Annotated in this window: 14 protein-coding genes; 9 read left to right on the plus strand and 5 right to left on the minus strand. The window is 55.9% G+C overall.

What is annotated here, in order from left to right; translation table 11 throughout:
• Positions 1–37: 37 nt before the first annotated feature.
• From ACAM29_RS06615 to ACAM29_RS06645, 7 genes are read left to right on the plus strand one after another with little or no spacing between them, the layout of a single operon-like run.
• Positions 38–1,648 carry a carboxyl transferase domain-containing protein gene (locus ACAM29_RS06615; protein WP_369623615.1) on the plus strand — a complete coding sequence of 537 codons (1,611 nt, stop codon included), beginning with the start codon at positions 38–40 and terminating at the stop codon, positions 1,646–1,648.
• A gap of 28 nt (positions 1,649–1,676) precedes the next feature.
• Positions 1,677–2,477 (plus strand): enoyl-CoA hydratase/isomerase family protein, encoded by an 801-nt coding sequence (locus ACAM29_RS06620; RefSeq protein WP_091827008.1) that lies wholly within the window; start codon positions 1,677–1,679, stop codon positions 2,475–2,477.
• A gap of 6 nt (positions 2,478–2,483) precedes the next feature.
• Positions 2,484–4,478, plus strand: coding sequence for an acetyl/propionyl/methylcrotonyl-CoA carboxylase subunit alpha (locus ACAM29_RS06625; protein ID WP_091827007.1), 1,995 nt, complete (start codon positions 2,484–2,486; stop codon positions 4,476–4,478).
• Entirely contained in the window at positions 4,478–5,404 is a 927-nt protein-coding gene (locus tag ACAM29_RS06630) for a hydroxymethylglutaryl-CoA lyase (RefSeq protein ID WP_091827006.1), read from the plus strand. The genes ACAM29_RS06625 and ACAM29_RS06630 overlap by 1 nt, the downstream gene beginning before the upstream one ends.
• Positions 5,405–5,420: 16 nt before the next feature.
• On the plus strand, positions 5,421–5,999 hold the full coding sequence (locus ACAM29_RS06635) for a peroxidase-related enzyme (protein WP_354406327.1): 579 nt from the start codon (positions 5,421–5,423) through the stop codon (positions 5,997–5,999).
• 53 nt (positions 6,000–6,052) lie between these two features.
• A complete protein-coding gene (locus tag ACAM29_RS06640) occupies positions 6,053–7,741 on the plus strand; it encodes an AMP-binding protein (protein WP_206841263.1) in 1,689 nt (562 codons plus the stop codon).
• A gap of 52 nt (positions 7,742–7,793) precedes the next feature.
• Positions 7,794–8,609 carry a class I SAM-dependent methyltransferase gene (locus tag ACAM29_RS06645; protein WP_369623616.1) on the plus strand — a complete coding sequence of 272 codons (816 nt, stop codon included), beginning with the start codon at positions 7,794–7,796 and terminating at the stop codon, positions 8,607–8,609.
• 78 nt (positions 8,610–8,687) lie between these two features.
• On the opposite strand, the gene katG is transcribed toward ACAM29_RS06645, so the two are convergent.
• Positions 8,688–10,874 carry a catalase/peroxidase HPI gene (katG, locus tag ACAM29_RS06650; RefSeq protein ID WP_369623617.1) on the minus strand — a complete coding sequence of 729 codons (2,187 nt, stop codon included), beginning with the start codon at positions 10,872–10,874 and terminating at the stop codon, positions 8,688–8,690.
• Positions 10,875–11,029: 155 nt separating this feature from the next.
• Complete coding sequence (locus tag ACAM29_RS06655; protein WP_369623618.1) at positions 11,030–12,019, minus strand: GlxA family transcriptional regulator; 990 nt, start codon at positions 12,017–12,019, stop codon at positions 11,030–11,032.
• Between the two features lie 197 nt (positions 12,020–12,216).
• Between ACAM29_RS06655 and ACAM29_RS06660 the strand changes: the two genes are divergently transcribed.
• The gene (locus tag ACAM29_RS06660) at positions 12,217–12,903 is read left to right on the plus strand and encodes a M24 family metallopeptidase (protein WP_369623619.1); all 687 of its coding nucleotides are present in this window, start codon (positions 12,217–12,219) and stop codon (positions 12,901–12,903) included.
• 151 nt (positions 12,904–13,054) lie between these two features.
• Here the strand turns inward: ACAM29_RS06660 and fabV are convergent, their stop codons facing one another.
• Positions 13,055–14,251 (minus strand): enoyl-ACP reductase FabV, encoded by a 1,197-nt coding sequence (gene fabV, locus ACAM29_RS06665; RefSeq protein ID WP_206841257.1) that lies wholly within the window; start codon positions 14,249–14,251, stop codon positions 13,055–13,057.
• A gap of 100 nt (positions 14,252–14,351) precedes the next feature.
• Positions 14,352–15,035 carry a TetR/AcrR family transcriptional regulator gene (locus tag ACAM29_RS06670; RefSeq protein WP_091826990.1) on the minus strand — a complete coding sequence of 228 codons (684 nt, stop codon included), beginning with the start codon at positions 15,033–15,035 and terminating at the stop codon, positions 14,352–14,354.
• 175 nt (positions 15,036–15,210) lie between these two features.
• Here ACAM29_RS06670 and ACAM29_RS06675 point away from each other — a divergent pair, with 175 nt between their 5' ends.
• Positions 15,211–16,413, plus strand: a complete 1,203-nt coding sequence (locus ACAM29_RS06675) for a multidrug effflux MFS transporter (protein WP_354406334.1) — start codon at positions 15,211–15,213, stop codon at positions 16,411–16,413.
• Position 16,414: 1 nt separating this feature from the next.
• Here ACAM29_RS06675 and ACAM29_RS06680 read toward each other — a convergent pair whose 3' ends face one another.
• On the minus strand, positions 16,415–17,623 hold the full coding sequence (locus ACAM29_RS06680; RefSeq protein ID WP_206841254.1) for a YbfB/YjiJ family MFS transporter: 1,209 nt from the start codon (positions 17,621–17,623) through the stop codon (positions 16,415–16,417).
• Positions 17,624–17,633: the final 10 nt, after the last annotated feature.

The raw sequence follows: 17,633 nt of genomic DNA on the forward strand, positions 1-17,633 counted from the left end.
GGCAGCCCGTCTGCCCGGCAGAACGGGGAGCGACCTGATGACCCAATTGCACAGTAAAGTTAACCCACGCTCGGACGAGTTCCGTGCCAATCACGACTCCATGGCGGCAGCCGTCACCGACCTGCGCGACAAGGTATCCATGATTGAACAGGGAGGCGGCCCTAAAAACCAGGAACGCCACCTGTCACGCGGCAAGCTGCTGCCCCGCGAGCGTATCAACACCCTGATCGACGAAGGCTCACCCTTCCTTGAGCTGTCTCAGCTGGCCGGTTACAACGTGTATGAGGAAGAGGTACCGGCCGCCGGTATCATTACCGGTATCGGTCGCGTCAGCGGTGTGGAATGCATGATCATCGCCAACGACGCCACGGTAAAGGGCGGCACCTATTACCCGGTCACGGTGAAAAAACACCTGCGCGCTCAGGAAATCGCCGAACAGAACCACCTGCCCTGCATCTATCTGGTTGACTCCGGTGGTGCCAACCTGCCCCGTCAGGATGACGTGTTTCCGGATCGTGATCACTTCGGTCGCATCTTCTTCAATCAGGCCCGCATGTCCTCCAAGGGCATTCCGCAAATCGCGGTAGTAATGGGCCTGTGTACCGCCGGTGGCGCCTACGTTCCTGCCATGGCGGATGAATCGATCATCGTGCGCAACCAGGGCACCATCTTTCTGGCCGGCCCTCCTCTGGTGAAAGCCGCAACCGGTGAGGTGGTCAGTGCCGAGGACCTGGGTGGCGCTGATGTGCACTGCAAGGTCTCCGGTGTTGCCGACCATTACGCTGAAAATGATCAACACGCGCTGCAGATCGCCCGCGATTGTGTAAAAAACCTCAACCACCGCAAGCAGCTGAGTGATCTCAGCCTGCGCAAGCCCGTCGCCCCACTCTACTCCGCAGACGAGCTCTATGGCGTTGTCGGCACCGACCTGCGCAAACCCTACGATGTGCGTGAAGTCATTGCCCGCATCGTGGACGGCTCCGAATTTGATGAGTTCAAGAAATACTATGGCACCACGCTGGTGACCGGTTTTGCTCATATCCATGGCTACCCGGTCGGCATCGTCGCCAACAACGGCATTCTGTTCGGTGACTCAGCGCAGAAAGGCGCCCACTTCATCGAGCTCTGCTGCCAGCGCAAAATTCCTCTGCTGTTCCTGCAGAACATTACCGGCTTCATGGTAGGGCAGAAGGCTGAGTCCGAAGGTATCGCCAAACACGGTGCCAAGATGGTAACAGCCGTTGCCTGTGCCAACGTGCCCAAGCTCACCGTACTGATCGGTGGTAGTTTCGGTGCCGGCAACTACGGCATGTGCGGACGCGCCTACAGCCCTAACTTCCTCTGGATGTGGCCCAACGCCCGTATCTCGGTCATGGGCGGCGAGCAGGCCGCCGGTGTGCTGGCAACCGTTAAGCGTGACGGCATGGAACGCAGCGGCGAAACCTGGTCAGCGGATGAAGAGAAGGCATTCAAGAAACCGATCATCGACACCTACGAGCACCAGGGCCATCCCTATTACGCCAGTGCCCGCCTCTGGGATGACGGCGTCATCGATCCGGCCCAGACGCGTGACGTGATCGGCATGGGACTTTCAGCAGCATTGAACAAGCCGATTGACGACACCCGTTTCGGCGTCTTCCGCATGTAACCGGTCGAGACATAATAAGGAAAGCGCTATGGACAATAACAATAACGCCGTATTGCTGCAGATCTCAGACCAGGGGGTTGCAACCCTGACGCTGAACCGGCCAGAGGTACACAACGCCTTTGACGACAGCATCATTGCGGCCCTGATCGAGGCACTGGAATCCACTGACCGGAGTCCCGAGGTACGGGTACTGGTACTGCGATCCAATGGCCGCAATTTTTCTGCTGGAGCTGATCTGGGCTGGATGAAACGGATGGCGCAGAACAGCCATCAGGAAAATCTTGAGGATGCTGGCCAGCTGGCCCGACTGATGGAAGTGCTGAATAATCACAGTAAACCCACCATCGGGCTGGTTCAGGGCGCCGCTTACGGCGGTGCCGTTGGGCTTGCCGCCTGCTGCGATATCGTCATCGCCACTGAGCAGAGCTCGTTTTGCCTCAGCGAAGTCAAGATCGGCCTGATCCCGGCCGTGATTAGCCCCTATGTGGTGCGGGCTTTGGGCGAGCGGCTGTCACGCCGCTACTTCCTCACCGCTGAACCCTTCAGCGCCAAAATCGCGGCTGACGCCGGACTGGTGCATCAGGTTGTGCCCCACGCCGATCTGCTCGATGAAGCCTGCAGCCGCTTCATTGCCCAGCTGCGCCGCAACAGCCCTCAGGCGATGCATGCCGCAAAAGAACTGATTTTTGCCGTCAGCCAGAAAACCATTGACCAGTCGGTCATCGATGACACGGCCTGCCGCATTGCCGATATCCGTGTCAGCGCAGAGGGTCAGGAGGGGCTTAGCGCCTTCCTCGACAAACGCACACCGAACTGGATCGAGGATTAATTTGCCATGTTTAACAAGATTCTGATTGCCAATCGCGGCGAGATCGCCTGCCGAGTGATTCAGACCGCCCACCGCCTCGGCATCCGTTGTGTTGCCGTCTATTCGGAAGCGGACCGTCATGCGCGCCATGTTGCCATGGCGGACGAAGCCTTCCTCCTGGGCCCGGCCGCGAGCAGTGAAAGCTATCTGCGTGCCGACAAAATCATCGAGATCGCCAAATCCAGCGGTGCTCAGGCCATTCATCCGGGTTACGGTTTTCTGTCCGAGAACACCGACTTCGCCAAGGCCTGTGAAGCCAATGATATCGTCTTTATCGGTCCGCCCGCCTCTGCCATCGCTGCCATGGGCTCCAAGTCTGCCGCCAAGGCGATAATGCAGGATGCCGGTGTTCCTCTGGTACCGGGTTACCACGGCGACGACCAGTCTCCGGAGCTTCTGCGTGTCGAAGCCGAGAAATGCGGCTTCCCGCTGCTGTTGAAAGCGGTCGCCGGTGGTGGCGGCAAAGGCATGCGCGTGGTTGAGGCAATGAGCGAATTCGACGATGCCTTGGCCGCTGCCCAGCGCGAAGCGAAAAACGCGTTTGGCAACCCGGACATGTTGATCGAGAAATACCTGACCCAGCCCCGCCACGTCGAGATTCAGGTTTTCTGTGACAGTAAAGGCAACGGTGTGTACCTTGCCGAACGTGACTGCTCTGTTCAGCGCCGTCACCAGAAGGTACTGGAAGAGGCACCCGCTCCGGGACTCAGCCCCGAGACCCGCAAGGCAATGGGTGAGGCAGCCGTACGCGCCGCTCAGGCCATCGATTACGTGGGTGCCGGTACTGTCGAGTTCCTGTATGACGTGGATGGCTCCTTCTACTTTATGGAGATGAATACGCGTCTGCAGGTCGAACATCCTGTCACCGAGATGATAACCGCTCAGGACCTGGTGGAATGGCAGCTGCGTGTTGCCAATGGCGAGCCGCTGCCGTTGCAGCAGGATCAGATAAAGCTGCGGGGTCATGCCCTGGAAGCCCGTATCTACGCCGAAGACCCGGACCATGACTTCCTGCCGGCCACCGGCACCCTGCGTTACTTGCGCACTCCGGATGAAAATGCCCACGTGCGTGTGGATACCGGTGTGGTCGAGGGTGACGAGGTCAGCATCCACTACGACCCGATGATTGCCAAACTGATCGTATGGGATGACAGTCGCGAACGCGCCATCAACCGTATGGTGCAGGCGCTGGAGGAGTATCGGATCGGCGGCGTCAAGACCAACATCCGCTTCCTGCATGCACTGGCTGACTCGGCGCCCTTCCGCAACGAAGAGCTGGATACCGGCTTTATCGGCAAGCATGAAGCCCTGCTGTTCCCGCCTGCACGTCTGGACGAGAACCTGGGACTGGTACTAAGTGCCTGCTTCTTCCTGTTGCGCAACAAGGCCGAACAGACCCTGCCCGCGGACCCCTTCTCACCCTTTGCGCGTCAGAACAGCTGGCGTTTGAATTCACGCTATGCACGACCAATGACCCTGCTCAGCGATGATGTTCAGCACAGTCTGAGCATTCTGGAACAGGACGATCATTACGAAATCCGCATTGGTGACAGCTGCTACGACGTCCGCGCCAGCCTTGACGATGATCGCCTGCAGGCGACCGTAAACGGTCATCGCTTCAGCATCTGTGGCGATCTGCATCAGGATCAGCTGGTGCTGTTCCATGAAGGTGAAACCTTCCACTGTGCGTTGCACCGTGAGCAGTTCGGTCTCGAAGATCAGGCCAGTGAAGGCGGACTTCAGGCACCCATGAACGGCTCGGTGGTTGCGGTGATGGTGAAGGCCGGTGATCGCGTCAAATCGGGCCAGACACTGGTGATCATGGAGGCAATGAAGATGGAACACGCAATCAAGGCGCCGGCTGATGGCAGCGTCAGTGAGGTGTTCTTTGCCGAGGGTGATCTGGTTTCGGAAGGTGCAGAGCTGATCGCACTTGAACTCGACTCAGAGGAGGCTGCCTGATGGCATTCCCGCAACAGGTCCGCATCGTCGAGATGGCACCACGGGACGGCCTGCAGAATGAGCCGGGACCGGTGATCGCCACCGAGATCAAGGTTGAATTGATCAACCGGCTCAGTGCCACCGGCCTGATCCATATCGAAGCCGCCAGTTTTGTCTCTCCCAAGTGGGTACCGCAGATGGGTGATGCCAGCGCGGTCATGGCGGGCATTCAGCGCAAGCCCGGTGTCACCTATTCGGCCCTGGCCCCCAACCTGAAGGGGCTGGAAGGCGCCATCGCTGCCGGCGTTGAGGAGGTTGCGGTATTCAGCGCAGCCTCCGAGGCCTTTACGCAGAAGAACATCAACTGCTCCATCGCCGAAAGTCTTGAGCGCTTTGCCCCGTTGATTGAACAGGCGCGGAGCGAAGGAATTCGCGTGCGTGGCTATGTTTCAACCGTACTGGGCTGCCCCTATCAGGGCGATATTGACCCGGTCCAGGTGGCCCGGGTCAGCCGTGACCTGATCGACATGGGCTGCTACGAGATTTCGCTGGGTGACACCATCGGTACAGGCACGCCACTCAAGGCCAAGCGGATGCTGGAAGCGGTCACAAAAGTTGTCCCGATCAGCCAGTTGGCCGCGCATTTCCACGATACCTACGGTCAGGCACTGGCCAATCTGTATGCGGTGCTGGAAGAAGGCATCGCCGTGATCGACAGCTCCACTGCAGGCCTCGGAGGATGCCCCTACGCCAGAGGCGCATCCGGCAATGTGGCAACCGAAGATGTGCTCTATCTGCTGCAGGGGTTGGGCATTGATACCGGCGTAGACCTTCAGGCTGTGGTCAATACTGGTCATTGGATTACACAGCAGTTGGGACGTCACAACGGTTCCAAGGTTGCACAAGCGATGGGCGACTGCACCCCAAGGTCAGCCGCATCACAATAACAAGAGGATAAACAGGATGTCTCAGCCCGATCATATTACCGCGCTCGAACTGCCGATCCCCGAGCGACACCAACTGCCGGAAGACGTACAGAAATACTTTGGCAAGTGTGATGAAAAACTGGGATTGATACCTAATGTTTTACAGGCCTACAGCCAAAACATGGCTCAGTTTGATGTTTTCACTCGCTTTTATAACGAGTTGATGTTTGGTGAAAGTGAGCTCAGCCCACTGGAACGAGAAATGATCGCCGTCGTCGTCTCATCACATAATGGCTGCTTTTACTGCATGACAGCCCACGGTGCCGCAGTACGTGAATACTCAGGTAACCCGACCCTGGGTGAATTGATGGTGATGAACTATCGCGTTGCCGACCTTGAGCCACGTCAGCGTGCCATGCTCGACTTTGCCCATAAACTGACCGTAACCCCTGCCGAGATCCTGGAATCGGATCGGCAAGCACTGCGTGATGTGGGTTTCAGCGAGCGTGGCATTTGGGATATTGCCAATATTGCCGGTTTCTACAACATGACCAACCGCGTTGCGAGCGCGGTGGACATGCAGCCAAACCCTGAATACCACGGACGATTCCGCTAAGCGGTTACACCTATTCATCTGTCCGGATAACAACAAAAATCGGAGTCATAGCGATGAGCAAACCACTACCAAGCTATACCAGCAGCACCGCTGAAAAACCGCTGATCGGCATGACCATCGGTGACAAGTTCGATGAGATTGCCAATACTTACCCGGATAACGACGCGCTGATTGTGCTGCACCAAAATGTGCACTGGAGCTACCGCGAGTTGCAGCAGCGCGCCAATCAGTGCGCCCGTGCACTCCTGTCCATGGGAGTCCGCAAGGGGGATCGAGTCGGCGTCTGGTCGCCGAACTGCTCCGAGTGGACGGTCAGCCAGATCGCCACGGCCAAAATCGGTGCGATCCTCGTCAACGTCAACCCGGCCTACCGTACCCATGAGCTGGAATATGCCCTCAACCAGTCAGGCGCTCGCTTCCTGATCACCGCTGACAGCTTCAAAACTTCTGACTATCGCGGCATGCTGTACGAGCTGGCACCTGAGCTTAAAGCCTGTGCCGATGGCAAACTGAAGTCACAGAAACTGCCTGATCTGGAGTGCATCATCAACCTGTCAGACGAGAAACACCCTGGCATGTGGCGCTGGGCCGACATGCTGGAACTGGCGGATCATGTCAGTGAAGACGAGCTGGCCGACCTTCAGGCCACACTGCAGTTTGATGATCCGATCAACATTCAGTACACATCAGGCACTACCGGTTTCCCCAAGGGTGCCACCCTGTCTCACCACAATATTCTGAACAATGGCTTTTTCGTTGCCGAGAGCATGGGCTTCACCAGCGAAGACCGACTGGTGATTCCCGTGCCGCTGTACCACTGTTTTGGCATGGTGATGGGTAACCTGGGTTGCATCACCCACGGTGCGACCATGATCTATCCAGACGAAGGGTTCGATCCGACTTCGGTGCTCAAGGCAGTCCACTCACAAAAGGCCACCGCTCTTTACGGCGTGCCAACCATGTTCATTGCCGAGCTGGATCACCCCGAATTCGACAGCTTTGACCTGTCGACACTGCGTACCGGCATCATGGCGGGTTCCATCTGTCCCACCGAGGTGATGAAGCAGGTGATCAGCAAAATGAACATGAAGGAAGTTCAGATCGCCTACGGCATGACCGAAACCAGCCCGGTATCAACCCAGACCGGTGCCAAAGATAGCATTGAAAAGCGCGTATCAACTGTAGGGCGGACTCAGCCGCATCTGGAGAGCAAGATTGTAGACCCGGGTAACGGACAGATCGTACCTCGCGGCGAAATCGGTGAGCTTTGCACCCGTGGCTACAGCGTCATGCTGAAATACTGGAACAACGAAAAGGCCACTGCCGAAGCCATTGATGAAGCCGGCTGGATGCACACCGGTGACCTGGCCACCATGGATGACGAGGGCTATATTCAAATCGTTGGCCGTATCAAGGATATGGTGATTCGCGGCGGTGAGAACGTTTATCCGAAAGAGATCGAAGAGTTCCTCTACACCCACCCGGCCGTGTCGGAAGTCCAGGTTACGGGCGTACCGGATAAGAAGTACGGTGAGGAGCTGATCGCATGGGTCAAGCTTCACCCGCATGCCGATGACGTCACAGCCGAGGAGCTGCGTGAGTTCTGCAAAGGCAAAATCACTCACTTCAAGATTCCGCGTTACTTCAAGTTTGTCGATGCCTTCCCGATGACGGTCACCGGCAAGATACAGAAGTTCAAAATGCGCGAAATGTCCATTGCCGAGCTGGGTCTGGATGACTGATTCAGCTACCTGAAGGAGACCCAACGCCGGCCACTGGCCGGCGTTTTCAGTTATGAGTATCGACAAGCACTACGATCAGTCACTTGATCCTTCATGGATACTGGGGCAGGTTCATTCAGCGTACCCCGCGGGAGCGGATCTGTTTCAACTGGCACCACTGGATCAATTGCACATCGGTGGCATCAAGGCCTCAGAACGCCTGCTGCGTCATCTTGACCTGGCCAGACACCATCACATTCTTGATATCGGTTCCGGCGCCGGTGGGCTGATGCGTCAGGCGTCTGCCATGGGTTTCAGCATGATCGGGCTGGATATCACCCACCGCTTCAACCAACTGAATCTTGGCCTGAATGACTGTTTCTCCGTTCCGGTCAGCAATCCGATTATCACCGGGGATGCTCACCACCTGCCTTTTGCCGACCAAAGTCTGGATCTAATTCTGTTTCAGCACAGCTTTCTCAACATGCCGGACAACTCCAGGGTTCTGAGCGAATGTTGGCGTGTATTGAAGCCCGGCGGGACACTGCTGATGCACGAAGTGGTCTGCGGCCCACAGCCCGAGCAGATGCGCTACCCGGTCCCCTGGGCCGAGGATGCGGTACATTCACATCTGGTGACTGCACAGACACTGCAGCAGCAACTGCAGCAGGCTGGTTTTGCCAATATCCAGCTTGATGACTGGAGCGATGAAGCGTTGGCATGGCGACAACGTCAGTTGCAAAAAGAGGATGCGGGGCATGTGGGCCGAGCGGCGCTTTCGCCTGCATTGATATTGGGTTCACGGTTCGCAGATATGGGCAAAAACCTGGTATTGAATCTTGAAGCGGGTGCCATTCGGGTGATTGAGCTGGTTGCGGCGCGCAGTTGAGTGCCGCCACAAAAAAACCACGGGCAGTATGACTGGCCGTGGCTTTGGCACTTGATCCGGCCCTGGCGGGCCAGACAATTATTTCAGATCAAAGCGATCCGCGTTCATCACTTTGGTCCAGGCATTGACGAAGTCCTTGACGAACTTCTCCTTGTTGTCATCCTGAGCGTACACCTCGGCGTAGGCGCGCAAAATGGAGTTTGAACCGAACACCAGATCCACTCGGGTCGCTGTCCATTTCGTCTGACCGGTGTTGCGGTCAACGATGTCATAACTGTTCTTGCCGGTCGGTTTCCAACTGTTGCTCATGTCGGTCAGGTTGACGAAGAAATCGTTCGTCAGTACACCCTCACGATCCGTGAACACGCCATGCTTGCTGCCACCGTGGTTGGTACCCAGTACACGCATGCCACCGACCAGTACGGTCATCTCAGGAGCTGTGAGCCCCATCAACTGGGTACGATCCAGCATCATCTCCTCGGGAGAAACCACATAATCCTTCTTCAGCCAGTTGCGATAGGCATCATGCAGGGGCTCAAGCACGTCAAACGCATCCCCGTCAGTCATCTCCGGCGTGGCGTCACCACGGCCCGGCGCGAACGGCACTGTTACATTTACACCGGCATCCCGGGCTGCCTTTTCAACCGCTGCGGTACCGCCAAGAACAATCAGGTCAGCCATGCTGACCGGCTTGCCAAGATCTGACTGAATGCCCTCCAGCACCTTGAGCACCTTCTGCAGCCGCTCCGGCTCATTGCCCTCCCAGTCCTTTTGCGGTGCCAGACGAATGCGTGCACCGTTGGCACCGCCGCGGTAGTCGGAACCACGGAAGGTACGAGCGCTGTCCCATGCGGTGGCAACCAGTTCGGATACACTCAGGCCGCTGGCCAGAATTTTCGCTTTCAGATCGGCAACTTCGGCATCGTCCAGGGTGTAATCCACGCTTGGGACCGGGTCCTGCCAGATCAAATCCTCGGCCGGTACATCCGGCCCCAGGTAACGGCTCTTCGGCCCCAGATCACGATGGGTCAGCTTGAACCAGGCACGAGCAAAAACCTCGTCGAAGTATTCCGGGTCCTTCTGGAATCGCTCGGAGATCTTGCGGTATTCCGGGTCCATCTTCATCGCCATATCGGCATCGGTCATCATCGGCATGCAGCGGATGGAAGAATCTTCTACATCCACCGGCATGTCCTCTTCCTTGATGTCCACCGGCTTCCACTGCCAGGCACCCGCCGGGCTCTTGGTCAGTTCCCACTCATGGTTAAGCAGCATGTCGAAGTAGCCGTAATCCCACTTGGTCGGCTCACTGGTCCAGGCGCCCTCGATGCCGCTGGTGACTGAATCACGTCCAACACCGCGGGTCTTGTGGTTCATCCAGCCAAAACCCTGTTCCTCGATGCCGGCTGCTTCTGGCTCGGGACCCAGGTTGGCCGCATCGCCGTTACCGTGTGCCTTGCCCACGGTGTGACCACCGGCGGTCAGGGCAACGGTTTCCTCGTCGTTCATCGCCATGCGCTCGAAGGTAACCCGTACGTCATGTGCAGTTTTCAGCGGATCAGGCTTGCCATCAACGCCTTCCGGGTTAACGTAGATCAGACCCATCATGACCGCTGCCAGCGGGTTTTCCAGATCACGCTGACCGGAGTAACGGCTGCCCTCACTGCCGGAGGGTGCCAGCCACTCTTTCTCAGAGCCCCAGTAGGTGTCCTTCTCAGGATGCCAGATATCCTCACGACCACCGGCAAAACCGAAGGTCTTGAATCCCATGGACTCGTAGGCCATGTTACCGGCCAGGATCATCAGGTCGGCCCAGGAGAGCTTGTTGCCGTATTTTTTCTTGATTGGCCAAAGCAGACGACGCGCCTTGTCCAGGTTGCCGTTGTCCGGCCAGGAGTTGATCGGTGCAAAACGCTGGTTGCCGGTACCTGCACCACCACGGCCATCGGCGATACGGTAAGTACCGGCCGAATGCCAGGCCATACGGATCATCAAGCCGCCGTAGTGGCCCCAGTCAGCCGGCCACCAGTCCTGACTGTCAGTCATCAAAACCTTGAGATCGTTTTTAACCGCTTCCAGGTCCAGCTTTTTGAATTCTTCGCGGTAATTGAATTCTTCACCAAGAGGGTTGGTCTTGCGGTCATGCTGGTGCAGGATGTCGAGATTCAGTGATTTGGGCCACCACTCCATGACGCTGTCAGACGCTCCCGTGTTGGCACCATGCATCACCGGACATTTGCCGGTGGAATTATTATTCTGGCTCATATCAGTCTTCCCTTTGGATTTGATGTTGAGTGTTGCTGCCTGTTGGATCTGTTCTTAAAATTTAGCAGTACCTGCCCAGCCTGTAAGGTTAATTATCTTTATGCTTTCAATAGCCGACACCTATAGTAACCTTTGTATTTAAAACCTAAGGTAAATCAACGCACGATATCCGCATGAGTTGCATCCACCACTCTGAAGCTCGCTCTGTATTGCTGAGGTGATACACCTAGACAACGCCGAAATACGTCGCGCATGTGCTGCCCATCGCGAAATCCGCAGTCAACGGCAATGGTCTTAATGGGTTTGCTTTTTTGTTCCAAGAGTCTACGTGCAGCATCCACTCTGGCGAGCTCGACGAACTCCGCAGGCGTTACCCTAGTTTCCCGTGAAAATACGCGAGTAAAGTTCCGTGGGCTCATACTAGCCACCCGTGCGAGAGTCTGGACTCTAAGATCTCCGTTAAGATTGGCTAAAACATGTTGCTGAACTGCTCCCATAGGTGAGTTTGTATCGAGAAATGGCATTAGATAAGGACTGAACTGTGACTGCCCTCCAGCTCTTTGGGTAAAAACAATCAGTCTTTTTGCTGTATTGAGGGAGATATCCTGCCCCTGGTCAATGGCTACCAGGAAGAGCGCAAGGTCAATGCCCGCAGTGATTCCAGCACTGGTGTACAGTTTCTTATCACACACATAGAGGCGATCCGGCTGAACATTCACATCCGGGCACAGCTCTGCAAGCGCCTGAGCATCATTCCAATGAGTGGTCACCGTTTTTCCAGCCAGCAAACCTGCTCTAGCAAGAATAAATGTTCCGTTGCAAATGGACCCAAATCGTGTAGCCCGACTCGACGCTTGGCGTAACCAGTTATTAAAGTCCGCCGACAATTCCTGATTCGGAACCAAGGGCCCACCCGCTACCAACAGAAGATCAAACACCTCGTTTGCTTCGGAGTAATGCCTATGAGGTTGCAACAGCGCGCCATTGGAGCAGCGAATGGATGACGGCTCAATACCAATAACCGTCGATTGGTAATGCGAGCTCGGCGGAAGAAATCTGTTTGCCTCAGCAAAAACATCAAGCGGCCCAAATATGTCCAGCGCTTGTGCGCTCGGTGGAACGACGATGCCTACGTGCTGAATCATGGTTAACAGTCCCGTCTCAACGATATGGGTTCTTCTTTCTCTAGGATAGAGCGAATCCTACCTTATCCGGCGAAATCCGAAGATCTTGGCGCAGATCACGCGCACATTGTCCTGAATCACGCCCATGCATCGCTAGGCGTATCTAGGCCAAACGCGAATAATGAATGCTCACCTACTGTACCAACAAGGAGACTTCTATGAGCTCATCCACCACACACGCTGCAGAATGTGTAGGACCCACTTTCTCAGTAGATGGCATGCTATTGGCACGTCAGAAAACTCGGCAAGCCATTACAAACATCGCAAATCGGATTACGCCTGGAATGTTGGAGGAAGACGCTGTCGCGATGGCAAAACAAGTGCAAATCGATGCGGGCATGGCGCTAAGCTGGCATCCGACACGCGTCCGTTTTGGCCGAAACACGATCAAACCGATGAAAATCAAATCAGAACCCGGAGTTATCCTTCAGAACAATGATATATTTTTCATTGATATTGCGCCTCGTGTAAATACTTGGGAAGGCGACGGGGGGGCAAGTTTCGTAGTTGGTGAAAACGCCGATTATCTTCGTTGCACAAAGGATGCGGAGAGCCTTTTTCACGATGTCCGTAAAATCTGGAGTACTCAGCACTTAACCGGACAAGCACTTTATGAGTATGCAGAATTAACTGCGAAAAAAATGGGGTGGGAGCTCAATTTTGAGCTGCCCGGGCATAGGATTTCGGATTTTCCGCATGCCACAAAATATTCAGGATCATTAGCCGATCTAGAAATCACTCCATCGGCGATGCGTTGGATTTTGGAAATACATCTACGAGATCCGCAGCAGCGTTTCGGTGCCTTTTACGAAGATATGCTCCTTGACGACGAGGACTATACCTAAAAAGGCCTCTATCAAGGCACTGTACCAACTTCGCCCCGTTTCACATCCCGGACTTTCATTCGCCCAAGATCAGGGGGATGTTATGGTGAAGTACCCCCGTTACGATCACGCGTAACGGGGGTCGATGTCTTCTCGCATATACCTGTACAGGCTAGATATCGTCCACGTCGAACTGTACATCCGGGTTCACATCAGCATCGTAGTCTATGCCATCAATGCCAAAACCAAACAGCTTCAGGAATTCATCCTTGTACAGCTGATAGTCGGTCACATCAAACAGGTTCTCGGAGGTGACCTGCGGCCAAAGATCACGGCACGCCTGCTGCACGTCTTCACGCAGCTCCCAATCATCCATGCGGAAACGGTTGCCTTCATCAATCTGGGCAGTGTCACCGTACAAGCCGGTATTGAACAGGCGATGCACCTGCTCCATGCAGCCTTCATGCACACCCTGCTCACGCATCACTTTGAACACCATGGACAGATAAAGCGGCATGACCGGGATTGCAGAACTGGCCTGAGTAACCACCGACTTCAACACAGCCACGTTGGCCTGCCCCTGATGCGCCGAAGAAAGCTGGCTGTTCAGTTCGGTAGCGGCGCGGTCCAGATCCTGCTTGGCTTTGCCAAGGGCGCCGTGCCAGTAAATCGGCCAGGTAATATCGGTGCCGATGTAACTGTAGGCAACGGTCTTGCAGCCTTCGGCCAACACACCGGCCTCTTCCAGAGCTTTGATCCAGAGTTCCCAGTCTTCGCCGCCCATCACCTTAACGGTGTTATCGACTTCTTCCTGGGTAGCCGGCTCAATCTCGGCTTCGGTAATCACGTCCTTGTTGGTATCGATGGCGGTCGAGCGGTAAGGCTCACCGATCGGCTTCAGCGCAGAGCGAATCACCTCACCGGTATCCGGCAATTTACGCACCGGTGACGCCAGCGAGTACACCACCAGATCAATCTGACCCAGATCCTGTTTAATCAGGTCGATCACTTTCTGTTTGGCTTCGTGTGAGAAGGCATCACCGTTGAGGCTCTTGGCATAGAGTCCGGCTTCCTTGGCCAGCTTGTCGAAAGCGGCTGCGTTATACCAGCCGGCCGTGCCAGTCTTGCGTTCGCTGCCCGGCTTTTCAAAAAACACCCCGATGGTCGCGGCGTCACTGCCAAAGGCCGCTGCGATGCGAGATGACAGGCCGTAGCCACTGGAAGAGCCGATGATCAGCGCACGCTTGGGGCCGCTCTCAATCTTGCCCTGTGCCTGAGTGTATGCGATCTGTTCACGTACATTGGCTTCACAGCCGACAGGATGGGTAGTAGTGCAGATAAAGCCACGGATTTTCGGTTTGATAATCATATGCGGATTCAGTGTCCATCTGTGTTCGGGTACAAATTGCGCCTAAGATACCCTATTCGAGGTTTTGGCAACAGCATCAGGGCGGGCCTGTGCGAAAGGATCAGCGCGGAGTAGTTCCGCGCAGAAATATATCCACTGCCTGCTCTACAGCTGCATCGAGTTCGCCATCGGTTATCGTCATGCCCAGCATCGCTCTCAACTGGAACTGGCCCTTCACCATGTCTACAAACTGAAAGGCCGCCAGTTCCGGATTATTAATCTGCAGCACACCCTGCTCAACCTGAACACGCAGGTAGCCGGCGAGCTTCTCGTTGATACGCTTGGGGCCCTGGGCATAGAAAAGCTGCTGTATCTGCTCTCGCTCGCTACTGCAGTCGGTGGTGATCAGACGGTATAGGCCGACAGCCTCAGGTGAGAGAACACGCTCCAGCAGCAGTCGCGCATAACGCTTGAGTGCCTGCTCGGGAGTTTCCTGCCGTTTGATTGAGCATTCAAATGCCTGAAAGGCAGCAAACACCTGGTTTGAAGTCTGTTCCATCATCGCTTCAAACAACCCCAGTTTGCTGCCAAACAGCCTGTAGAGCGTACTCAACGAACCACCGGCCCGACACATGATGTCGTTGATGCTGGCATTGTCGTATCCCTGCTCCAGAAACACTTCCCGAGCGGCGTCGAGAATGCGCTTCTGTCGCTCCAGCCCTTTTGGGGTCAGCCCGCACGCCGTTGTTTTTTCATCCTGCTGCATTTTGTTCATGGCAAATTCTGCGTCTGAATGTGGGGCCATTATATCAGGCCTGCTGCCCTGTCAGCACGACCGAACGCAATGGACAGGTCAATATTATGTAATGTATATTACACTACACTTTCCGAGTACACACGGATTGCTTCCCTTGCACGGTTTCACATCTCACTAAGACCCATGTGCAAACACGCCGCTATTGCAGTTATGAGGATCTTCAATGACACCCAAGACCACCCATATTCCGGGTTTGATATTGATGCTTGCTGGACTGACTGCGCTCGCCCCGCTGTCAACGGATGCCTATCTGCCCGCCATTCCTGCGATTGCAAGTGATCTTGGCGTCATTGTTCATGATATCGAACTGACCGTCGGTCTTTTCCTGGCAGGATTTGCCGTTGGTCAGCTCTTCGGCGGCCCCTACTCTGACCGTTTCGGCAGACGCACAGCGGTCTTTACCGGCCTGAGTATTTTTATGCTGGGCGCCTTCTGGGCCATGCTGGCAGATTCCGCGCATGCACTCTGGCTGGCCAGGGTTCTTCAGGGCTTTGGCGGCGGCATCAGCGTGGTCAACTCAATGGCAATCATTCGGGATCGCCATTCCGGCCGCGAAAGCGCTCAGGCGATGAGCCGCATGGCCAGCATCATCATGGCGGCACCATTGCTGGCGCCCGTGATAGGGGCGCTGATTCTCAAGATCAGCGACTGGCGCAGTATTTTCATGTTTTTGTTTGGTTATGGACTGATTCTCTCCGTGGCACTGTTCATGCGCCTGCCTGAAACATTGGCACCCCGCGAAGGCCCATTGTCAAACCCGTTGCGCAACTATCTGAGTGTGCTGCAAAACCGAAATGCACTGGGCTACCTGTGTTCGGTTGCGGCCAGTTACGCTGGCATGTTTGCCTTTATCACGGCCTCACCCGGGATGTATATCGGCTACTACGGCATATCACCCAGCGTGTATCCAATTCTGTTTGGAGCGAATATCGTCACTCTGCTGCTGTGCAATCGCATCAATATTCGCTTGCTGCACCGCTTTAGCCCTCAACAGTTGCTGCAAGGTGCACAAAAGGTTCAACTGTTGGCAGCGACCGCTCTGTTGCTGGGGTATCTGTTGACACCCGCCCCCGTCTGGATGGTGTTGGTCCTGGTGATGCTCTTTATCGGCATGCAGGGATTTGTGATGTCGAATGCGATGGCGGGTACCAGTGAGTTTTTCCCCCACACGGCTGCAACCGCTACGGCTCTGATCGGGGCCTGCGGTTTCGCGACCGGCGCGGTTGGCGGGATTCTGACCGGGTTGCTGGGGGACGGCACTCCCCTGCCCATGGTGTCCATCATGTTTGCCGGCGCCGTCAGCGGCTTTGTGCTCGGCCGCTGGCTGCTGCCGCGGCAGTCAGCCTGCGACAGCACAAGCGCCTGAATCAGCCACGGACCAAGCGGTTGCTCTGATCCAGCTCAGCGGCAGTACGGTCGGTGAAACGCAACAGCAGTATCAGCACAGCACCCAGTGTTACGAACCCACCGGCCAACCAAAGGCCGGTGTTGTAATCCCCGCTCTGCGCGGCCAGCATACCGGTCAGCGCCGGAGCGATAATCTGGGCTGCGCCGTAGGACAGGGTCATTTTGCCCATTAACTTGGCCGGCTTCGATGGGTATAACCGGCCCGCCATGGTCAATACCAGGCTGACACAACCGATGAAGGTTCCTCCATAAAGCACTGCGCTCAGCAAAATAGCAGCCAGACTCTCACTCAGAGCCGGTATGACAATGCCCACAACCTGAATCAGGTAGGCCAGCAACAGCGCCCCCAGATAGCCCATTCGGCGCGCAATCAGGTCCCACACCATTACGGCAGGGGCCGCAGCCAGTCCCACCACCAGAAATACCAGCTGCCCCATGCCGGCCAGTGCGGGCTCTCGCTCAACAATGGTGACGATAAAGGTCGCACTGATCACATAACCGTAACCGGCACAGAAGTAGGCCATCATCATCAGCCACATGAAGCGTTTACCCGGCGGCTGATCCAGCATTGATGGGCCACTGCCGCCCAGGCCAAGGGGTTCAGGTCTTGGCATCCAGTGCCAGGCCGGAGCAGCCAGCACTACCCCAAGCACTGCAAACCAGAGCCACTGTTCATCCCATCCCAGAGACAGCCTGAGCATGATCTCCACTACTATGGCAGCGAACATGATACCCAGACCAATACCGGCAAAGTGAATACCCAGCTCGCTGCGATGGTTATTGCGAATCAGCCAGTTCAGAATCAGGCCGGATGCGATCAGCATGGAGCCGGCACTGCTGAGACCGGAAAGAAAACGCAGCAAGGACCAGAGCAGCATGTTTTCTGTCAATGCCATGGCTGCCGTAGTCACAACGGCCATGACAAGGCCAATGCGGTAAAGTCTGTCCTTGAGCTGAAGGTCGCTCAATGAAGCCGCAATCAAGGCACCGCACATGTAGCCGGCGTAGTTGATGGCAGCCATCCAGCCACCTTCGGCATCGCCGATCCAGGTCTGCTCCTGCATCACGGGCAACAGTGGGGTATAGGAGAATCGGGCAATCCCGATACAGAGGATCTGACTGAAAATTCCGGCAAACAGAACCTTCAGACGTTGGGCCTGATGCGACATCGTGGTTCCT

Source organism: Marinobacterium sp. BA1, from assembly GCF_041155135.1.
GTDB classification, from domain to species: domain Bacteria; phylum Pseudomonadota; class Gammaproteobacteria; order Pseudomonadales; family Balneatricaceae; genus Marinobacterium; species Marinobacterium iners.

Excerpts from the sequence above, each read along its gene's own strand:
- ACAM29_RS06615 (WP_369623615.1), top strand. The coding sequence starts at position 38 with ATGACCCAATTGCACAGTAAAGTTAACCCACGCTCGGACGAGTTCCGT.
- ACAM29_RS06620 (WP_091827008.1), top strand. The coding sequence starts at position 1,677 with ATGGACAATAACAATAACGCCGTATTGCTGCAGATCTCAGACCAGGGG.
- ACAM29_RS06625 (WP_091827007.1), top strand. The coding sequence starts at position 2,484 with ATGTTTAACAAGATTCTGATTGCCAATCGCGGCGAGATCGCCTGCCGA.
- ACAM29_RS06630 (WP_091827006.1), top strand. The coding sequence starts at position 4,478 with ATGGCATTCCCGCAACAGGTCCGCATCGTCGAGATGGCACCACGGGAC.
- ACAM29_RS06635 (WP_354406327.1), top strand. The coding sequence starts at position 5,421 with ATGTCTCAGCCCGATCATATTACCGCGCTCGAACTGCCGATCCCCGAG.
- ACAM29_RS06640 (WP_206841263.1), top strand. The coding sequence starts at position 6,053 with ATGAGCAAACCACTACCAAGCTATACCAGCAGCACCGCTGAAAAACCG.
- ACAM29_RS06645 (WP_369623616.1), top strand. The coding sequence starts at position 7,794 with ATGAGTATCGACAAGCACTACGATCAGTCACTTGATCCTTCATGGATA.
- katG (WP_369623617.1), bottom strand. The coding sequence starts at position 10,874 with ATGAGCCAGAATAATAATTCCACCGGCAAATGTCCGGTGATGCATGGT.
- ACAM29_RS06655 (WP_369623618.1), bottom strand. The coding sequence starts at position 12,019 with ATGATTCAGCACGTAGGCATCGTCGTTCCACCGAGCGCACAAGCGCTG.
- ACAM29_RS06660 (WP_369623619.1), top strand. The coding sequence starts at position 12,217 with ATGAGCTCATCCACCACACACGCTGCAGAATGTGTAGGACCCACTTTC.
- fabV (WP_206841257.1), bottom strand. The coding sequence starts at position 14,251 with ATGATTATCAAACCGAAAATCCGTGGCTTTATCTGCACTACTACCCAT.
- ACAM29_RS06670 (WP_091826990.1), bottom strand. The coding sequence starts at position 15,035 with ATGGCCCCACATTCAGACGCAGAATTTGCCATGAACAAAATGCAGCAG.
- ACAM29_RS06675 (WP_354406334.1), top strand. The coding sequence starts at position 15,211 with ATGACACCCAAGACCACCCATATTCCGGGTTTGATATTGATGCTTGCT.
- ACAM29_RS06680 (WP_206841254.1), bottom strand. The coding sequence starts at position 17,623 with ATGTCGCATCAGGCCCAACGTCTGAAGGTTCTGTTTGCCGGAATTTTC.